This is a genomic window from Eubacterium ramulus (assembly GCF_003122485.1).
Classification (GTDB): Bacteria; Bacillota; Clostridia; order Lachnospirales; family Lachnospiraceae; genus Eubacterium_I; species Eubacterium_I ramulus_A.
This window is the reverse complement of sequence record NZ_JRFU01000120.1, coordinates 1-17048: the sequence shown is the minus strand read 5'-3', so window position 1 is coordinate 17048 and position 17048 is coordinate 1. Positions and strand designations below refer to the sequence as shown.

The 17048-nt window shown below is 38.0% G+C and carries 19 protein-coding genes and 1 pseudogene; 4 read left to right on the top strand and 16 right to left on the bottom strand.

Annotated elements, in window-relative coordinates:
• Position 1: 1 nt before the first annotated feature.
• The 7 genes from LG34_RS17380 to LG34_RS10395 form a co-directional block, all read right to left on the bottom strand.
• Positions 2-262: a hypothetical protein gene (locus LG34_RS17380; RefSeq protein ID WP_333491579.1), complete on the bottom strand. Its 261-nt coding sequence runs from the start codon at positions 260-262 to the stop codon at positions 2-4.
• 387 nt (positions 263-649) lie between these two features.
• A complete protein-coding gene (locus LG34_RS10425) occupies positions 650-1399 on the bottom strand; it encodes a hypothetical protein (RefSeq protein ID WP_109215989.1) in 750 nt (249 codons plus the stop codon).
• Positions 1400-1649: 250 nt separating this feature from the next.
• The gene (locus tag LG34_RS10420; protein ID WP_109215988.1) at positions 1650-2060 is read right to left on the bottom strand and encodes a hypothetical protein; all 411 of its coding nucleotides are present in this window, start codon (positions 2058-2060) and stop codon (positions 1650-1652) included.
• Between the two features lie 208 nt (positions 2061-2268).
• Positions 2269-2919 carry a sigma-70 family RNA polymerase sigma factor gene (locus tag LG34_RS10415; protein WP_109215987.1) on the bottom strand — a complete coding sequence of 217 codons (651 nt, stop codon included), beginning with the start codon at positions 2917-2919 and terminating at the stop codon, positions 2269-2271.
• 341 nt (positions 2920-3260) lie between these two features.
• Positions 3261-3455 carry a hypothetical protein gene (locus LG34_RS10410; RefSeq protein ID WP_109215986.1) on the bottom strand — a complete coding sequence of 65 codons (195 nt, stop codon included), beginning with the start codon at positions 3453-3455 and terminating at the stop codon, positions 3261-3263.
• Positions 3456-3675: 220 nt separating this feature from the next.
• Positions 3676-4086: a hypothetical protein gene (locus LG34_RS10400; protein ID WP_109215984.1), complete on the bottom strand. Its 411-nt coding sequence runs from the start codon at positions 4084-4086 to the stop codon at positions 3676-3678.
• A 17-nt stretch (positions 4087-4103) separates the two neighbouring features.
• Positions 4104-5372 (bottom strand): DNA repair protein, encoded by a 1269-nt coding sequence (locus tag LG34_RS10395; protein ID WP_109215983.1) that lies wholly within the window; start codon positions 5370-5372, stop codon positions 4104-4106.
• A gap of 319 nt (positions 5373-5691) precedes the next feature.
• Here LG34_RS10395 and LG34_RS10390 point away from each other — a divergent pair, with 319 nt between their 5' ends.
• Positions 5692-6102: a helix-turn-helix domain-containing protein gene (locus LG34_RS10390; RefSeq protein ID WP_109215982.1), complete on the top strand. Its 411-nt coding sequence runs from the start codon at positions 5692-5694 to the stop codon at positions 6100-6102.
• Positions 6103-6167: 65 nt separating this feature from the next.
• Positions 6168-6683, top strand: coding sequence for an ImmA/IrrE family metallo-endopeptidase (locus LG34_RS10385; RefSeq protein ID WP_242979873.1), 516 nt, complete (start codon positions 6168-6170; stop codon positions 6681-6683).
• Positions 6684-7202: 519 nt separating this feature from the next.
• Here the strand turns inward: LG34_RS10385 and LG34_RS10380 are convergent.
• A complete protein-coding gene (locus LG34_RS10380; protein ID WP_109215981.1) occupies positions 7203-8861 on the bottom strand; it encodes a PucR family transcriptional regulator in 1659 nt (552 codons plus the stop codon).
• Between the two features lie 297 nt (positions 8862-9158).
• Positions 9159-10034, bottom strand: coding sequence for a tyrosine-type recombinase/integrase (locus LG34_RS10375; RefSeq protein ID WP_242979871.1), 876 nt, complete (start codon positions 10032-10034; stop codon positions 9159-9161).
• A 217-nt stretch (positions 10035-10251) separates the two neighbouring features.
• Between LG34_RS10375 and LG34_RS10370 the strand changes: the two genes are divergently transcribed.
• Positions 10252-10587 carry a helix-turn-helix domain-containing protein gene (locus LG34_RS10370; RefSeq protein ID WP_109215980.1) on the top strand — a complete coding sequence of 112 codons (336 nt, stop codon included), beginning with the start codon at positions 10252-10254 and terminating at the stop codon, positions 10585-10587.
• A 188-nt stretch (positions 10588-10775) separates the two neighbouring features.
• Here LG34_RS10370 and LG34_RS10365 read toward each other — a convergent pair whose 3' ends face one another.
• The 6 genes from LG34_RS10365 to LG34_RS10340 all read right to left on the bottom strand — a co-directional run bounded on the left by LG34_RS10365 (position 10776) and on the right by LG34_RS10340 (position 14698).
• Positions 10776-11189 carry a hypothetical protein gene (locus LG34_RS10365; RefSeq protein ID WP_109215979.1) on the bottom strand — a complete coding sequence of 138 codons (414 nt, stop codon included), beginning with the start codon at positions 11187-11189 and terminating at the stop codon, positions 10776-10778.
• 19 nt (positions 11190-11208) lie between these two features.
• The gene (locus tag LG34_RS10360) at positions 11209-11532 is read right to left on the bottom strand and encodes a hypothetical protein (protein WP_146190218.1); all 324 of its coding nucleotides are present in this window, start codon (positions 11530-11532) and stop codon (positions 11209-11211) included.
• Positions 11533-11549: 17 nt separating this feature from the next.
• Positions 11550-12530 carry a DUF6017 domain-containing protein gene (locus LG34_RS10355; protein ID WP_242979869.1) on the bottom strand — a complete coding sequence of 327 codons (981 nt, stop codon included), beginning with the start codon at positions 12528-12530 and terminating at the stop codon, positions 11550-11552.
• Positions 12531-12654: 124 nt separating this feature from the next.
• Positions 12655-13002, bottom strand: a complete 348-nt coding sequence (locus LG34_RS10350; RefSeq protein WP_109215976.1) for a replication initiator protein A — start codon at positions 13000-13002, stop codon at positions 12655-12657.
• 3 nt (positions 13003-13005) lie between these two features.
• On the bottom strand, positions 13006-13923 hold the full coding sequence (locus tag LG34_RS10345) for a ParB/RepB/Spo0J family partition protein (RefSeq protein ID WP_109215975.1): 918 nt from the start codon (positions 13921-13923) through the stop codon (positions 13006-13008).
• Positions 13913-14698: a ParA family protein gene (locus LG34_RS10340; protein ID WP_109215974.1), complete on the bottom strand. Its 786-nt coding sequence runs from the start codon at positions 14696-14698 to the stop codon at positions 13913-13915. The genes LG34_RS10345 and LG34_RS10340 overlap by 11 nt, the downstream gene beginning before the upstream one ends.
• 283 nt (positions 14699-14981) lie before the next feature.
• Here LG34_RS10340 and LG34_RS10335 point away from each other — a divergent pair, with 283 nt between their 5' ends.
• Positions 14982-15485, top strand: coding sequence for a helix-turn-helix domain-containing protein (locus LG34_RS10335; protein WP_109215973.1), 504 nt, complete (start codon positions 14982-14984; stop codon positions 15483-15485).
• Position 15486: 1 nt separating this feature from the next.
• Here LG34_RS10335 and LG34_RS10330 read toward each other — a convergent pair.
• A pseudogene (locus LG34_RS10330) lies at positions 15487-17009 on the bottom strand (IS1182 family transposase).
• Positions 17010-17048 lie beyond the last annotated feature (39 nt).

The window sequence follows — 17048 nt, the reverse complement described above, 5'->3', positions numbered from 1 at the left end:
TTTATATCAAGAGTTCTCCAAAGGAGAACTTTCCTATAAAGTAAAAAAGCTGTTCCACATCTTCAAAAGTGGCAGACAGCTCATTTTCCTTTTCGGGATTTTTGAAATTGCGGAAGCCATTGTAACAGTCCCAATAGAGATTTAGTTTGGCTCGTTCTTCGTCAATGTGTTCGCTGTTGGCAATGTCAAAACTGCGGTCATTGTGCTTCGGATTATAAACGCCATTCTTTCCGGCTCGTCCATTGTGTCTTGTTAATTTCACATGAGTTCCTCCTTTTCTTTTTGATTTCCCCGACAGGGGAGAAGGGCAGCGAAGCTGATTCCTTGCGGCTTTCTGCGTCAAGTAATACCCAGTACTAAGTGGCGAAACGCCACTTAACTGGGCAAGGCTACCGCCCTTGACCTGCACAGGGATATTGCATTCCCTGTACCCATGCACAAAGGGTTGCACCCTCCATACTCCCGCCCGAACAAACTGACTTCGCCCCGTCCCAAGCTCTGTCAGTTCCTTCGGTTTTACAAAACAGTCCACCGGACTATTTTGCAAAAAGAAAAACCGACGCATGATCGCTTTACGCTCAATACATCGGTTTCTTCATCTGACCTTGACGGTCATATTCAGTTGTGGCAGATTAGCCAATTTGAAAAATTACTCTGGCACATCTACTGAATAACTTAGATTGTTTCCTCTCTTGTCGCTCTTTAAATCATCATAATACCATAGATACATCGTTCTGTCATATACATTGATTTCAATAACACCATCTGGCTTTTGACCTTCTACTTCTAATGAGTAAATTTCCTTATCATGTGCATAGCCAAAAACAAATCTGGTATCTGGATAATTTGGATTCAAGTCCTGTTGAAAATCACTTAATTTTAAAGATGAACGAATTAGTTCTGTAATATCAGATATAAGAATGCTATCCGCTTTAGTTGTAACCGGTGTAGCATTCATAAATGCATATTGTACACTTGCTTCCTCCACCTGTTTTTTGCAGCGTGCCATCACAAAACCTTGAACGGGATCGTTATCGCTTCCTGCCCGATAGAAAATAGTATCATACTGTTTGCCATTCCATATATGCAATATTTCATCAACATGATTAAGAAAATCTTCTGGAACAGAAAATTCTTCATTTTCAGCATTCAAAGGAGAATTCAAAATAGCTTCTTCGACAGAACTATAATATATGAGTTCAGAATCCTTTTTATCGTAATCACTCAAATTGAATTCGACATATGCATTGTCTTTATTGTCATCTTCCGGAACATAAGTATAACGACCATTTTCAATATGGTCATCATAATCAACAAACAGTCCAATACATGTCAGCGCTGCAAAAATCAAAAAAACTATTCCTACAATGATTAGCAATATTTTCAAAAATTTTTTCATACAAAAGTCCACCTTCTTGCTTCATTTCAGTAAATTATATCATACCGATATGAACAATTCAATTCACGCTCTATCAAGTAGTTTTTTACTTACCTATAACGCACATTTCCGCAAAATCCATAGTCTCCGATACTTTCCTCACAGGCGATATACAGTCGGAATTCTGTCAGCTCATGAAATAAGAAAAACCGACGCATGATCGCTTTACGCTCAATACATCGGTTTCTTTATCTGACCTTGACGGTCATATTCAGTTGTGGCAGATTACAGGTAATCTACAAATTTCCCAAAACAAAACATACTTTTTAATGGTGATCGATCCTGTCCTGGATTCATCCACTATATCCGCATTGGTCAGATCATTTTTTGTCGCGGTATTATTAGTTGATGCGGTAGAAGTCGCTGCCATAGCAGAAATGCCTGATGTGGCTGGTGCGATCCCAAGAGCTGCGATCATTGCCATTGCTCCTAATCTCAGTAATACTTCTTTCTTTTTCATATTTCTTGATTTCCTTTCTTTGTAGGTTGCTGCTTTTTTCGGCTGTTTGGGACAGTTATCCGCCATATGGCAGATAAGATAACAGCACATGCATACAGCGGTATCAAAACATCTGACACCGCTGCACAATCTACTGTCATCTAAAAAATGAAATATAAGCATTACTCCTGTGTTCTTCCCCGGATCCGTTCCTGTCTTGGTTTCTTATCTCCAAAACGTATGCACTGAGAAGACACGCAGATGCACATTCGACTCAGGTATCATTCCGGGCAGGTTCTTTAATTTTCAAGGTGCATGGGGAAATATCTCTACTCCCCTTTCACCTATCTTTTGCCACACAGGGCTTATACAAATACTTTTTGAAATTTTTTTACTTTTTATTTCTCATTCGGAACGCACAATCAGGCTCTTCTTCCAATAATCTTCTGGATTTTTTTATCGCTGCCCGGATCAAATAACTGATGTTCTGCTGTGTCACCTCAAACGCTTCCGCAATCTGCTCCTGGGAAATCCCTTCCACGTAATAAGCAAGCAGAATTTCTTTCTCCTGTTCATTCAGAAGTAGCATGAGTTTATCCAATGCCTCTTTCCTCATAACAGACTGCAACAGATCCATGCTTTCATCTTCCATCAGTTTCCATTCTTCTGAAATTGCACTGTAAGATACCACTCTGTGGAAGGCATCGCGTGTCCGCTGGTTCTGTGCCAGCCAGTCTTCCCCTTCTAAGATGAGGCGCAGATACCACGCTTCGTCCTCAAATACTTTTTCATACACAAGATTCTGGTGGTTTCCATCCTCGTAACTGTATGAGTTGCATGTGTGTAAAGGAAAGATCGTGATACGCCGGTAGTTCCTGTACACCACAAGACCGTTGTCATACACCATCACTTCCGTATCCTGATCGATCACCTCTTTGACCACAATTTCATATCCTGATTCCCGTAACTTTTTATAAGTCGGAACACGATCCATCTTGCCTGTCTCTGGTATCATTGCTTTTAACTCTTTTAATTTCAGCATCCTGACCTCTTTCTGCCATATGGCCTGGGTGGTCAGGTCTGTGAAATAAAGGGCAGCAAAAGCAGTCCCAGACTCACCCGTTTTTTTTAACGGAAGTCTGCGACTCCTCTCACTGCCCTTTTCATCTTTTCTCAGTATTTTTTTATCCTATGAACCTCTCATAAATACTCCTCCTCATATATCGTTTGCTGTACGGCACTTATACAAAAAATTCTGCAAATTTTTCAAAGGTATATATACGTCACTTTTTTATCTGCGGAAACTAAAAGGAGCCATAGACAACCACTCCCATTCCTGGGAATGATCATCCATGACTCCAATCAGTCCTTCGCCAAGTCCGATTACTCGACGGTTACAATATGTTTTTTTACTTCATACACAGTCAGGGAACCGTTCCCCTTTCTCCGGATCTCTGCGTTATTCCCCCGGTCTGTGATCAGCCGGACCAGCTCCATGATATGCCGTTCATCCTCTCGTCTTTTATCTATGTCATATCGTATGATCTCATTTTGTACTGCTGTTGATTTTATTCTCATCAGAATCCTCCACGTAATTATAATTACTCAAACGGATAAGGGAAAGGAACCGTTGATGAGTGCATGTCGCAGTCCTCCATTCCGTAAGCGGCAAAGCACCGCGGAGTATCTGCAACGGGATCATTATCTGTCCTGCTTTGTTGGCCAGGCATGTCAAAATGTCAGCTTGCTCAGCTACCACATCTGATCTGCTTTCCATTCTTTCATACAGTTTCTATGTTCAGGCCGGTTCTTCCAGCCCATCAAATATATCTCCGGACAGCTCTATGATGTCACATATCTGTATTTCCGTTTGTCCGATCTGAAGATTCCTAGAAGGATTCCAGTATATCACCTCACCAGTCACTGTCTGGATCTGTCCTTTCCTGGTATCCAAAGGATGGTTATGTACAAAATAGGTTACGGTCAGCACAAATCCTGTTCCGATCATTTGTACCTTCTGATCCAGCCTGTCTTTTTGTTCTTCTGATAAGACCGGATATTCTTCATACACGATCTCTTTTTGCCGGATGCAGTCCTCAAATCCCTTCAATGCTGCAAATGGCGCAAAGATTTTCGCCCGGTGCGTAATATCCATTGGCTTATGATGTGATATCGGTTTATCCATATCCATGATGTCACTGTAATCCATCTTTCCTCATCTCCTATCTAAGCATGATGTCCGCCAATCTGCTGGTTTCTCGTTATCGTAGTTGCACAGGGAAGCAGGTTTACCCCGCGCAAAATCGCATTTTTTCCAAACCGTTTTTTTATCGCCAATACCATTTGCTGGATATCCTGTTCTTTTTCTGCTTTCACCGGATCCGTAAACAGATCATACTGCAGGCAGCTTTCCGGATAGACACGATTTGCTGTAATATTGATCCGCCGGATCCCGGTATAAATATCTGTGGTTGCCCGATATAACTGCTCCACATTCTGAATGATCAGACCACTGTTATTGCTCTGCTTTTTCAGGTTCACAGTCCCACCAGTATCAGAAATCCCGAAGCGGTGATCATAAGAGATCCGCAACGTAATAGAATCCGTAACCAGCCCTTTATCCATCAAATCCAGTGACAGCATATCTGCCATTTCCTTTACCACAACTAGCGCTTCCTCAAAAGCATAATTTCTCATAAGTACCTGCCCGTTTGACAGGCTGTGATCTGTTGGCTGATAATTTTTGATATCTTGCATCCGGCATGGCTCCACTCCCCAGGCATGGTCGATCAGCAATTCCGCATCAATCCCAAATAACCGATACAGCCAGTCTTCCGAACTCAATGACATTTTGGCAATATCACCCATGGTATACATCCCATACTGTGCCAGTTTCCGCTCGGTCTTCCGCCCGATCTGCCAGAAATCAGACAGTGGTTTATGTGACCACAACATTTTCCGGTAACTGCTCTCCGTCAGCGTTCCAATACACTGCTTTGTATGTTTTGCTATGATATCCATGGCAATCTTAGCCAGATACAGATTCGATCCTATCCCGGCAGTTGCCGTGATCCCGGTCTCTTTCTTTACTGCTCCCATCAGCGCTGCAGCCATTTCCTCTGCCGTCATATGATAAAGCTTCAGATAATCCGTAACATCCAGAAAACATTCATCCACTGAATATACGTGAATATCTTCCGGTGCGATATATCTAAGATAGATCCCATAGATCTTTGCGGAGTATTCCAGATATAGATGCATCCGTGGTTTTGCCACTATATATGGTATATCTGGTGGAATCTCATGGATTCTGCAGCGATTTTTTACCCCTGCCTGTTTCATCGCCGGTGTGATTGCCAAACATATGGTACTTTTTGACCGCTCCGGATCTGCAACAACGAGATTCGTGCAAAAAGGATCCAGACCACGTTCAGCGCATTCCGCCGTTGCATAAAATGATTTAAGATCAATACAGATATATGATTTGTTTTCCATCTATTCAAACACCTCCCATCAACTTGCCTGTTTTTCCGATCAGACATCTGCATTTATGATATTTCTTGATAATGCAATCCTAAATCACGTTCTGAAATAGGCAATTTAATCTATAATTCTATTGACTTTCTGAGCAATATCATATATATTATAGGCAAGTAATTACCTCTCTTTTGTGATTCACATTATAGGCAACAAGTAACCTATTGTCAAGAGGTAATTTAATATTTTAGGTAATAATTTGCCTGTTTCATCAAAAATAAGGCAATTAATCAAATTCAACTATCTTTAAAATAAGCTAATAGAAAGAGGTATCGTTATGACATTCGGAGAGAAAGTAAAAACGTTACGAAAGGAAAAAGGACTGAACCAGACACAGCTTGCTCAGGCTGTTGGTGTTTCACTCAGAACAATCCGCGGATGGGAAATTGAAGGCCGCTACCCAAAGCAGCATGCCATCTATCAGAAACTGGCGGATATTCTAAACTGTGATCTTACATACTTAATGACAGAAAACGAAGCATTCATCACACAGGCAGCTGAACAGTTTGGAAGTCGTGGTGCCAATCAGGCTCAACAGATTATTGCTCAGACAGCTGCCATGTTCGCCGGTGGTGGATTATCCGATGAGGACAAAACAGCATTCATGGATGAGATCCAGACTCTTTACCTGGATTCAAAAAAGCGCGCAAAAAAGTACACACCAAAAAAGTATCTCAAGGAAGATTAGTGCTTTACCGAAAACTTTTACGCACTCTCTTTTCTGAGAGAACAATTCTTTTGAGGTGATCAAAATTGAAAAACGGATATATATACGATGAAACACAGAAACTGATCAGAAAATATAAGACCAGGGATCCATTTAAGATCATGGACAACATGCATGTTATTGTCGGGGAATCTTCCAGCTTTCAAAAACTAAAAGGATTTTGCTTTATGAGCTGTAAGACCATCTATGTCCAGATCAGCAGCTTTCTTTCTGAGGAAGAAAAACAGATCGTGGCAGCGCATGAACTGGGACATATCATTCTCCATAGAACTCAGTTAAAAATAGCTCCGATGAAAGACGATACACTTTATAATATGCAGGATAACACCGAATACCAGGCGAACCTGTTTGCTGCAGATCTTCTCTTATCTGACGCGGATATTGCAGATATGGCACACAATGAAGATCTGGATTATTTCAGTTTATGCAGCACGCTGAATTCCACCCCGGAACTCATGAGCTTTAAATTATACAGTCTGACCAAGCGAGGACAGGCTTATCATATGCCTATGGAAATACAGAGTAATTTTCTGGCAAAATAAAAATAATGCAGAGATGTATATTTACGATAAATATATACCTCTGCATTTGTATTCAAATACTGTTCTGTTGTAATCAAACTATTCTAGTCATTTTCTTATTGCATCCACATACCACAACTGCTATAATCACAACATGGGTGCTGCCATAACGGTAGGCGGTTAGTCCTTCAACAGAGGGACTGTGACCCTCTGATTACATAGAAACCCGAAAGGGAATCCACTGGAAAGGAGGGCTGAGCCAATGAGTATTTTAGATTTCATTGCAGTAGTGAGCTTTGGCTTAACCTGCTTTAGTATCGGATACACATTCGGTAAGGATAATAATATATCACAAAAATAGCCGCCCCGGTCTGGAAACTAGGCGACTATTTTTAATAATCAAATAGAAAAACGGACTAACCGTCTATCGGTAGCACTCTTTTTGTATAATCATATTACCATGCATCTTTAAAAATGTCAAAAATATTCTTAACATATTTTTTCGATCACAGATGGATTAAAGTGCTTCTCTTTCTTTTTCTATTCTATTTCTTTTAACATTTTATAAATAATCAGGCCATTGCTGACTGCAAGCACTTCATTTCCATTGTCAAAATTTATTCCGGTAATTTCTTTTATTTTTTCCATCCGGTAAGATATCGTTCTATAATGAACGAACATCGCACCCGCAGTTTTTCTGATACTTTGATTATTGCTAAGAAACATCTGCAAAGTCGGAATCAATTCGCCTTTATGTTCATCATCATATTCATATAATTTCTTTAATGTTTCCGGTATGTATCTTTCCAATTTCGTCATATCATCAATTTCACCGAATATCTGGAAAAATCCAAGATTCGAATAATGTACGACCGACTTATTCTTATCGCCGGTCACCAGACGCACAATCTCAATATACTTGATAGCCCGACTTGCTTCGTGATAAGATTCTTTCAGCCGTTGATACCCTTCCACACTTTTTCCTATACCAATCTGAAAGTCTGTATCTTTCTTTCTATAAAGGATGCTTCGCTGGATAACATCCTCTATTTCTTCCATCTCTTTCTGATATTCCAGTTCTGTCTGATCGGAATCTACCTGTTGAATCATAACAATCTGATCCATATTTCTGTAAATAAGGGCATCCGGCAAAAGATGCTTCAATTCACCCTCGATAACACCTACTTCATGAAGCTGTTCTTTTGTATATTTTCTTTGTACATTTTTTGTGATGGTATGAAAATCAACAACCCTGTAAGTATCGCTTTCTTTCATTCCGAGCTGTGCTGCCGCTTCAGTCATTTCTTTCGAACTCAGTAATCCATTCAGAATATTATGGATAATATCTCTCTGATACTTCTTTTTCACTTCATCCTGTGCAAATTCACTCAAAAATCCATACTGCAAGTTAATAATCGCATTTTCGATTGCCATATAATCAAGTTCTGTCAGTTCTCTATTTTCTTCTGTTATTGTTATATATATTTCCACCTCACTCAATATGGCATATTTCACTACATATTGAACACAACTTCCTTTCATCTGCTTCATATATTGAAATTTCGTAATAATATTGGGTTTATATGGCTGAATTTCATCTGACAATATTAACTTGGAGTTGTCCGAGTTTGTTGAAACCAAACAATTAAGATTACCATAATACAATACAACAGGATTCTCAATCATGATACTTAAAAATTTGATAATATCACTTGCTGTATTACTTGATCCATTATTTTTTAAAATAAACGTATTAAAATTATCATGTGTAATCTTAAAATACTTTAAGCGTGCAGTGTCTTTATCGAATACCTGTATCATAACATGACGGATAATTCCCCAGTAATATAAATCTCCTGGAATTTCTACCAGAGGAATTTCATATTTTTTACAGTGTTTTTCTAATAAACTCAATCTGCGTCCTGTAGGATCATATTCTTTTCTTTTCTTTACAATGAATCCGCTTATGTCACTTTTAACTAAATCTTCAAAATGCTGCTCTACTTCCCGATCACTGCATGATAAATATACCTGAAAGCTGGTTATAAGCATCTCTCCACCTGTCAGGTATTGTTCCATATCTTCAATTTCTATGATTCGAATGCCTTTTACTTCCCGATCCAGACCTTTTTCACCACAAAGCAGCTTCATTTTAGGAAATTGTTCTGATTCAAGTAATTTTCTTACAGTATATGCCATCGTTACTCCTTATCCATCGTAAATCAATACAACATAATATCTGTTATGTTGTAAAGTGCCTCTACTAATCCGTTCTAACTTATTTCTACAAGTCATTTATTTCTTCCAAAAGTGAAATTTAAGCAATGAAAATTGCAAAGACTATAGCTGGTTTACTGGAAACGGTACTTAATTATGGCACCGATAACCCAAAACTAGAGAGGAACTATGTAATGTGAACAACATAACAGAGATTATGTTGCTGTTTAACATTATATCGTACTAAAGTCGATCTGTCCATAAACAACATAACAGATATTATGTTGTACATTCCAATATTTCCTGTTCGACAATCTTATCCAGCTTCTTTTGGAACACTGTTTCTGTAGTTGCTGTATATATTCTCGTTACATTGATGCTGCTATGTCCAAGTAAATCTGCAAGACCTGTAATATCTTTTGTTACTTTATAATAAATCCTTGCAAATAGATGTCGAAAATTATGCGGGAATATTTTTGATTCCGCTACTCCTGCCTTTTCTTTTAATCGTTTCATTTCTCTCCAAATATTACTTCTGTCTTTTAACTTCCCATTTTTAGTAACAAATATCCATCCTTCTGCTATTTGATTATTATGACAATAGGAAAGAAGTTTCTTTTGTAATATCTTCGGCAGAAAAATCCTTCTATATTTTCCTTTATTATAAATCTCTATCTTTCCTGCTTTTACACGCTCCACTGTAAAATATTTTATTTCACTGATCCGGATTCCTGTACAAGCTATTGTTTCGATACACAGGGCAAGCTGTTCTTTTCCTTCCGCTATAGCTGTTACAATCAATTTCCTGCATTCTTTTTCTGTCAATTCTTTCTGATCCTGCAAAAAAGGCTGCTTCTGCACTTTTATTCTTTTCACTTTCAGATTCCCCACATCCAAAAATTCCAGGAACTGATTCAATGCGGCAAGCATCGAATTAACACTATTAACAGCATAATTTTGGACAAGCCAATCTTTATATTGCAGCAATACTTTTTTATTGATCCGCTTAGCATCTGCCAAAAAAGAAAATAATTTTTTTATATCTGCCATATATTTCTTTACAGTAGCTCTTGCGTTTTCTCTTTGATATAAATAATCAGCAAATTCTTTTATCGCACTTTCTGATACCTCTATTGAAAAATCCATCTGTCCCATAATCATAGTCCTCCTGAGAATTCATTTTCTTTCATTATAGCTGTTCGCTTTTTCGTATTCCCATACACTACTTTTTCTACTTGTTATGCATCCACGATTTTTCAATATTTATCTCTGATTATATATCGTATTGTTGATTTTAGTCAACAGTAGACGCTTATTTTCATCATCTGTTGTGGATATAATTTAACAATACGAGAGGAGAAATTTTATACTAATGTCGGATAACGAATTATGTTTACAGGAAATTGGAAAAAGAATTATGGATCGTCGAAAAAAGCTGGGACTCACTCAAGAAGCACTTGCAGAAAAAGGGGAAGTCACTACCCAGTTTGTTTCTTATGCGGAATCAGGAAAACGGGCAATGAGACCTGAAAATCTGTTAAAAATCTCCTCTGCTTTAGAAGTAAGTGCCGACTATTTGCTCACTGGTGAAATTATAGATAAGGATCTGTTGATTCTTTCAGATAAGCTCCGCCGACTCACGCCTTCACAGGTACGCACAGTTGAAGCTATTATAGACGAATGTAACAATCTATTTAATCAAAAATAACTCTTCTCTCTCGTCAAAAAATTACCCGGTGTGAAAAAACTCTCGTTTTTTCACACGCCCTTTCCATCTTGTTGTTTTTAATTATAGGTAAATCTATTATGCAACATTCTGATGATCACCTAATCCTCCAAACCGCTTCCCAGATTTGAGAAGCACTTTTGCAACTCTTAATTCCGTTTTTTATACAATCAATGTTTTCCTTTACTTCGGTCTATTAGTTGTTGAATATAGCAGACTGTCACATCAATATAATCCTCATATCCTGGGAACTCCTGCTTCAATTCTTTCACTGGAATTTCCAATACAAAGCATTCGTGATATATAAATGCAGCCAGTTGACATGTTTCTATCATTGCACGTTTTAACATTTTCCTTGATGCAACCATGTATCTATTTATTCTGTCTGTCATAGCCACATGATCTCCATCCGGCACAATATCTTTCTGTACAACATCTTCTCTAAGTGCCTCCTTTACCCGGTCGAGCATTTGTTCCTGTGCTTCATCCGGAAGCTTTGCAAATTCCCAGATACACAATAACTCTTCTTCTGAAATATCTCTATGTAAAGCCGGTAACTGAATATATTCTTTGTTTTTCATCATTTTTCTATCCTTTCATTTCCTATCGTACCAAATTAGATGCCAATCGATCACATGCAAGTTCCAATACAATTTCTAGTGTATTTCCAGCAATCATCACCAATATATTTAGGCTTTCCAAAACTGCCAAAAATATACTTTGCTGTACATCCTTATAGCCGATGCTGACGATCAGGAACAGTATCACAAACAACGCTGTTATAAAACCGCCAACTACACCGTATATTTTATTTACCAACCAGCAAAGGCCATGCATACCCCCAACAATGATCCATCCGATCAAAGACAGCACTTTTACTATAATTTTTTTTATCATAAATTGGTTTATAATAAGTTTTTTTATCACTATCCCTGCACTCCCCTCTAGCATACGCTATCCGCAAAGCCATTATTGACCTCAGCCATATAATAACTATCAATCGTTGTAGGTGCATTAAAAAGCACTGCCAGCATATACTTTTTGATATTTTTCACTTTCGTGGTATTTTGCTTGAAGCAATGCAGCACATACTCCATATGCGAATAATTCAGCTTCAACAATTTACTTTTTACCAGTTCTGCCGAATACCAGTTACTGGCAACCAGTATTTTTTCACTGTCACATAATACGGTTTCCAGTATCAGATCCATAATGCCATCTATCAGCTGCTTGTCTTCTGGATGAACCAGAACCAGATCCCTGTATGCAACATTGTTTTTGATCAAGGTAGAATAAGCCTGTATCTGTACATCTTCATCACACTCATATCCCATCGTATCGTGTTCACCTGTACCTGATACGATATGATTTGATTCTGTATGATTTATCTCAGTGTTATTAATATTAGTATTATTAGGGTCCTGAAAATAAACTTCTTGATGTTTAGATTCTAAACTTCTTGAAGTTTGATTTTTAAACTTCTTGATGTTTAAATTTGAAACTTCTGAAACAGCTATTTTCTTCTCAGAAGTTTGATTTTGGGACTTCTCGGCATCATCTTCCTCAATCTGCTCATGAATCTCCTGCCGGATAAATTTTTTCACGTAGATTGTACTTGCCTTTCCCTGACCATGTTTTACCCTTTCGATCAATCCGTATTCTTCCAATAATTTCATAAAACTCAGTGCCTTATTCCTGCCACATCCCAGATTTTCCGTTATGTATTCCGTTGAAATCTTAATAAAAGCCCGTTTTTGTTCATCAAACCATTGATTTTCAATAGATAATGACATCCGATCCAGCATCATCCCGTAAAGCATCTTGGCTTCACAAGGCAAGCCTTTATATTTATCATCTGTAAATAATATTTTCGGGACTGTGAAAAAAGAGAACTGGTCGGCTTCTTTACCGTAAAAATAATCCAATACAGCATTTGTACCCATATGAATTTTCTCCTTTCTCCGTTTCCGGTTTGTAATATATACTGCTCTTGAGGTTCCTTTTTCGACACTTCATCATCTCTTTTAGTTCAAAAGACACCTTTTCTCCTCACGCTACCAGATTCATCAGATAGATCACATCCGGCAATCTGTATCCGCGGTGCTTGCGAACTATCAGACCATGCTCTTCTAATTCTGATAAATCCGCCATTGCTTTTTTCTTTGAAACACCCATCATCTTCTGAATCTCCGTCAACGGAAAGATCACGTATACCCGTTCTTCTTCATCAACCCATTTATTTTTACCAGACGAACTCATGCGGTCTAACAACAGCCCATACAGTAATTTTGATTCTAGCGAAATATCACAGTATTCTTTCTGTGTCATCAACAGTTTCGGCAACCGGATAAAATTGTACTGTTCTGCTTCTACGCCATAAAAATAATCAAATAACATACATTAATGCTCCTTCCTGTTCTTCCATTCTTCCAATAATTCAAAAACAATTTTTTCAACATCTGCTGCCGTATACGATTCTGGAAAATACTTTTCTAACTTCTTACCAGAAAAGGTTACATTCTTTGCTGTACTCTTTGGTTTTATGCACTCATTTAAAATGCTGACCATTTTCTGCTGTGTCATAACAGTTCCGCTATCTATGGCTTTCCTCAGCGTTTTGACCTGATTTGGTATGATTGTCCCATTTGCATCAATGTAATCATAAAGCCAGTTTTGAATCTCTTTGTCGATATAGGAAATATCTACGGCAACCGTAAAATTCAAACGCTTGCTATCCACCAGATCAAGCAATTTGGGCTGTAATTCTGTTAAACGAATATAGCGTTGAATCTGTTTTGAACTTTCACCAACTTCTTTTGCCAATATATCTCTCGATACCCTACCTGCTAAATTCTGGTCAAATTGACCAGAATTATTTTTTGCCGGTCGTCCCGCCTGTCTTTTCATGGCATCCAGTTTCATCTTGTATGCAAAGGCTTTTTCACTCGGAAGTAATTCTTCTCGTTGGATATTAGAATCGACCATTTTAACAACAGCTTCTTCATCTGACATATCCCGTATGATCGCCGGTATTACATTCATTTGCAGTAGTCCTGCTGCATGCATTCTGCGATGACCAGATATCATTTCATACTTATTATTATCTATCGGACGCACCAGAACAGGTGTAAGGATCCCATTTTCACGAATACTGTTTACAAGATCCTGCATCTTTTCATCATCCAAAACCTTAAACGGATGATTACGAAAACTCTGAATCTGATTCAACTCTATTTCTGTTGCCACCTCTTCATTGGCTACCCCCAGAAGTTCCTCTACACTTGTCATTTTGATTTTCTGGCCGCTTCTAGTTTTCATGACTCAACACCTCCAACGTTAATCTATGATAGGCATCTGCTGCATTTCCATTTGGATCATGTTTATAGATACTGATTCCTTCTGCACCGCACTCTGCCGCCCGTACAGACTGTGGAATATATGTCTTAAAAATTCCAATAGTTGAATCATATGCCTCATACAATTTTGCAGATATATCTTTCGCAAAATTTGTACGGAAATCTGCCATTGTAATTAGAATCCCCTCTATTTGCAGCTTTCTGTTTAACCGTCGCTTTACCATTGATATTGTCTTTAATAACTGAACCAGTCCTTTTACCGGTAAATATGCCGCCGGTACCGGAATAATCACTGCATCAGCTGCTACCAGTGCATTAATCGTCAGCATTCCAAGGCTCGGTGCACAATCAATTAAAATATAATCATACTGATCACGAATTGTTTCTATATAACTCCGCAGAATTGTTTCCCGACTGATCACATTGATCAAGGATATTTCCAAGCCAGACAATTCCACATTTGCAGGAATAAAACTAACCCCTTCCTCATGTTGCAGGAAACCATATTCTGGCTCATTTTCCTCATCATTGATAACATTCATCATAATATTTGCTAAAGTAATATTCAGTTCATCCGGCTCCTCATACCCAAGACTTGCCGTTAATGATCCTTGTGCATCATTGTCAATCAATGCAACCTTTTTGCCTTCTCTGGCCAATCCGATTCCAAGATTAACGGTTACATTTGTTTTCGCACATCCGCCTTTTTGGTTTGTAATCGCAATAACCTTACACATTTTCTTTGTCCTCTCTGTATCTCATTTTTCATAATTTATTGACCACATATTTAAGAACTCTTCTTTTAAAATCATGATATCTCAATAACATATAGCTTTGAACATCGCTAAAAGAAGCATTTCTTTTAAATATCTTCTTTTTATGTAGTTCACTTTTGTGGTCGTTTTATACATCAAATTATATCGTTCACTTTTGTGGTTGTCAATAAAGTAGCTAAAAATAATACCACTTTTGTACTCTTTATGGTAATATATCTATAACCAAAATACGGAGGTACATTTCATGTCTAGCGAAATTAGCATTGGGGAAAAAATTAAGACTTATAGAAAATTAAAAAATATGACACAAGAAGATTTATCTAAGAAATCCGATTTGTATGTATCTACTATAAAAAAATATGAAACCGGAGAACGAAAACCAAAAACTGATCAGTTACAAAAAATTGCAGATGCTCTTGGTGTCAGCGTGACAGTATTCTTAGATTTTAATATTAATACCATAAGCGATGTACTATCACTTATTATAAAACTTGACGAACAGGCTCCATTAAAAATCCAGTCCGCAACAGACAGTAATGGTAATTACATACCAGAGGGCATACAAATCTCTTTCGATGATCAGAATATTAACAAAGCCATTTGTTCATACTTAGAATATAAAAAACAACTTTCACTGATGCCTCATACACCAACAGATACTTCCACAGCTGAAACTCAAATCAGTCCTATGGATAAGGAAAAAAATAAATTACTTTTAAATAATGATTGCATTAAAAAAATCCGCTAAATCAGCGGATTTCAGACTGTAGACAAACTTGGTGTTGGGTGTTATATCCAGCACCATTTTTCTTTTAAAACTTCTTTTCTTTTTATTTTCTTCAAAATCAACAAAAATCCGGCTATATTCCAGCCACGTTTTTCCAGTATCTTTGCCAGCTTCTTCAAATTCATGCATGCGAAGGTAAGCCCGGCTTTCATTTCCATCCGCGCCTTTCCTACATACTGCGTATAACGAAATCCATGCTGTTCTTTCGCTGTACCGAAGATCCGCTCTATGGTTTCTTTTCTTAACTGGTAGATCTGTCTGTTTCCGATCGTGTGCCGAATGTCTTCTGCTACTTCCATGTATTCTTCCCATACATGACGTGTGATCAGTTTTACATGATCTTTGCTTTCTGTACATTTTGAAAGATATTGGCATTCAGCACAATGCTCACCGCAGCTTTTATACTCTTTATATCCATTTCTGTTTGTTGTACTGTATGTCAGTATATGTGCTCCCGGACATATATAACAATCATAGTATTCATCATATGCGAATTCGTGTTTTCCGAAAAATCCTTCTTTGGTCTTGGGACGGGTATACGGAAAAAGTGGTTGAATTCCATCTTCCGACAGCTGATGGGCGATTGCCGGAGTTTTATATCCTGCATCTGCAACTACCATCCGTGGATTCAGTTTAGATATCTTATCGTATAATGCTTTAAAAGTACGACTGTCATGCTCATTACCAGGATGTACTGTATATCCGAGGATCCAGCCATGTTTATCACAGGCAGTTTCTACTGCATATGCAAAAACATGTTTATGTTCACCCTTTCGAAACCATCCACTTTCCGGATCGCTGATGCTGCATTTTTGTGTTTTCACATCTTCAGGAAGTTCTTCAGATATAGAATCTTTATCATTTCCGCTTCCACCGGATGCTGGCGGCTGGTTATCATCTTTTTTCTTTAACGGCTTTTTTCCATGTGCCAGACGATCTTTTTCAATCTCTTTATTTAATTCCTCTTCATACCAGAGAGCCCGTTCGTGCGCAACCCGCTTACGCATTTTTTTACTGTTTGCACAGGCTTTTACATGTGTTGCATCCACAAAGATCTGTTCTGTATTTACAAGCTTATATTTCATACAGTCTTCCAGAATCTTTGAAAAGATCTGCTCAAAAAGGTCTGTATCTTTGAAACGGCGGGTATAATTCTTTCCAAATGTGGAGAAATGAGGTACTGGATCTAACATGTCTAGTCCGAGAAACCAGCGGTATGCAACATTTACTTCGATTTCTTTTATGGTCTGGCGCATGCTTTTTATTCCATAGAGATATTGGATAAATGGTATCTTTATCAGCATGACCGGATCCATACTGGGGCGACCGTTATCCGGACAATATTTTTCTTCAACCAGATCATAAATAAAGTTCCAATTGATTGCTTTATCAATCAATCGCAGCATATGGTTTTGAGGTACCATGTCATCCATGGAGAACATCATCATTTGTTCTCTTTTTTTTATCTGCATTTTTTCTCATCATAAAAAACACCGCCCTTCTGATTTTTATTATATCAGAAAA